The following is a 2,730-nucleotide window of genomic DNA, read 5'->3' as shown; positions in this document are numbered from 1 at the left end:
AAACAACTAAACAACTAAAGCAGGGATTTCGATCAGCGAAGAACACGGCCTCCGTTGCCGATCACAGTCAAGTCGACAAAGCGCGATCCGAGCCGATCATTTGGCGAATAGCTTACGCGATACCCGCCGAGGTCGAAATTTTGCATTCCTTCCAAGGTGCTGACAAGTCTTTCGCGAGTAAGGTCCTTGCCCGTCAGGCGAATTGCTTCAACCATCAACTTGGCCGTCGCGTATGCTTCAATACCGTAGTACGAGAATGCAGCCTGTTTGCCAAGGAGTTTCTGATAGTCGCGCACCATCGGAATCGTGTCATTCCATGGGTAGGGCATGACTTGGGAAATGCCGATTCCTCGCGCATGGTCGCCGAGTTCCTTGACCAGCAGATCGGCGCCAACCGGTGAAAGCGTCATCAATTGCGGGTGTTGGTCGGCTTTACGCATTTGGCGAGCGAATTCTGCTGTCGGTTTGTACAATGTGACCATGACAACTGCTTGTGGATTGGACTTTATGATCGTTTGAACTGCCTGGCTTACGTCGAGAGAGTTGCGTTCGACGGTGGCGACCGTGCTGGGGGTCTGATTGTGCTTTTTCATCGCAGCAATCACGCCGTCAAGACCAGACTTCCCAAACCCGTCGTTCTGATAGAAGACGGCAATGTTTTTCATCCCGAGTCCAACCAACTGATTGACGATGGCTTCGGTTTCATTCGCGTAACTGGCGCGAACGTTGAACATGTAGCGGTTGTTCGGCTTGTCTTTGGGGGACTGGCGAAGTGTATCGGCGCCAGAGATTGTGCCGATCAGTGGCACTTTAGCGGGGCCGAAGGCGTCGTTCATGGCGGCTGTTGTCGGGCTCGAGCCATAGGAGGCGACCAAAGCAAAAACCTTCTTGTCATTGATCAACGTCTTGGTGTTGGCCACCGCACGGTCGGTCTCGTAGCCATCATCCATGGCAATCAGTTCGAGTTTGCGGCCATTGACGCCGCCAGCATCATTGACCTGCTTGAAGTAGGCGCTGATGACTTCCTTCATGTCAGTCCCATAGGCACCATTCGGACCGGACAATGGCGAAGTCATGCCAATCAAAATCTTGGTGTCGGTAACGCCGACCTCGGTAGCGCCAACGCAGCTAAACCAGCCAATGAGGCCTAGCAGTACTATTCGGTGTAGTAGCTTCATGTTGTCTCTCCTTATGTGTGCGATCTGCAATTGAATATGAATTCGTCGCAATCTCAGGAGAGAATGACTTGGAATACTGACGTATGTCTTACAAGGAAGAGCGATGCAGGCGTATTGGGATGGCTTAAAGAAGCCAGCCACCAACAATGTGGCGGCTGGCTCAGGTGCTTCCGAACTTGTGCTACTTAGCTGGCGGCGAAGAACTCGCGAACACGATCCATCCAGGATTTGGCCCGCGGATTGTGGTGGCCAGCATTCTCTCGGCTGGACTCTTCAAGCTCGCGTAGCAATTCCTTCTGGCGATCCGTGAGGTGTACCGGGGTTTCGACAACGACATGGCAAAGCAGGTCACCATGGCTGTGGCTGCGTACTCCCTTGATGCCTTTGCCGCGCAATCGGAAGGTCTTTCCGGATTGTGTTTCATGGGGAATCTTGATCTTGGCCACGGCGTCGAGTGTCGGTATTTCAATTTCGCCACCAAGCGCTGCGGTAGTAAAGCTGATGGGCATTTCGCAATGCAGATCATTCTGTTCTCGTTGAAATACGGCATGTGGCTTGAGGTGAATCTGCACGTACAGGTCGCCGGGCGGGCCGCCGTTGACGCCATGCTCGCCTTCGCCGGAGAGACGAATGCGATCACCTTCATCGACTCCTGACGGGATCTTCACAGCCAATGTTTTGTGTTGTTTGTTGCGCCCGGCACCATGACAGGAAGCACAAGGATCGGCTATGAATCGACCGGTACCATGGCACTTGGGGCAAGTCTGCTGGATTGAGAAGAAACCCTGTTGCAGGCGCACTTGGCCGCTACCCTGGCAGGTCGGGCAGGTTTTTGGTTGCGTACCCGCTTTGGCACCCGTGCCATTACAGGGTTCGCAGACTTCCATTGTCGGAATGCGGATCTTGGTTTCGGTACCGAATGCGGCCTGTTCAAGTGTGACTTCGAGGTTGTAACGCAGGTCCGCCCCACGATAGATATTGGAACGCCCGCCACCGCGTCCGCCACCACCGAATATCTCATCAAAAATCCCACCGAATGCATCTGAAAAACCACCCGCTCCGGCCCCGCCGAAACCGCCACCCATGCCCGCCTGCGGATCAATGCCGGCATGACCGTATTGATCATAAGCCGCACGTTTGTGACCATCGGAAAGAATTTCGTAGGCTTCCTTGGCTTCCTTGAAGTGACCTTCGGATTTCGCGTTGTCCGGATTGCGGTCCGGGTGGTGTTTCATGGCCAGCTTGCGGTAGGCCTTCTTGATATCTTCTGCGGAGGCGTCTCGGTTGACGCCAAGAATGTCGTATAAGTCGCGTTTTGCCATGTGTTCTGGGCACCGTTAAGGGGAGGGCGATTGGGCGAGGCGCGATTATACGCCCCTTGCCCGCTACGACTGATGCTTACTTCTTGTCATTGACTTCGGTGAACTCAGCGTCAACAACATCGCCGTCATCTTTCTTGGTTCCACCAGAATCGGGTCCGCCAGCAGTAGCACCCTCGGTTGCTCCGGATTCGGCTTGCTGTTTGGCGTACATCTTTTCACCCAGCTTCTGC

At 54.2% G+C, this 2,730-nt stretch carries 2 protein-coding genes; both read right to left on the bottom strand.

The window, feature by feature from the left end:
* Window positions 1–32 precede the first annotated feature (32 nt).
* On the bottom strand, window positions 33–1,319 hold the full coding sequence (locus PROAA_RS13415; RefSeq protein WP_245664279.1) for an ABC transporter substrate-binding protein: 1,287 nt from the start codon (window positions 1,317–1,319) through the stop codon (window positions 33–35).
* A gap of 44 nt (window positions 1,320–1,363) precedes the next feature.
* A complete protein-coding gene (gene dnaJ, locus PROAA_RS13410) occupies window positions 1,364–2,500 on the bottom strand; it encodes a molecular chaperone DnaJ (RefSeq protein WP_186411826.1) in 1,137 nt (378 codons plus the stop codon).
* Window positions 2,501–2,730: the final 230 nt, after the last annotated feature.

It is taken from the genome of Candidatus Propionivibrio aalborgensis (genome assembly GCF_900089945.1).
Lineage (GTDB): Bacteria > Pseudomonadota > Gammaproteobacteria > Burkholderiales > Rhodocyclaceae > Propionivibrio > Propionivibrio aalborgensis.
This window is presented reverse-complemented; position numbering and strand designations above follow the sequence as displayed.

Excerpts from the sequence above, each read along its gene's own strand:
- dnaJ (WP_186411826.1), bottom strand. The coding sequence starts at position 2,500 with ATGGCAAAACGCGACTTATACGACATTCTTGGCGTCAACCGAGACGCC.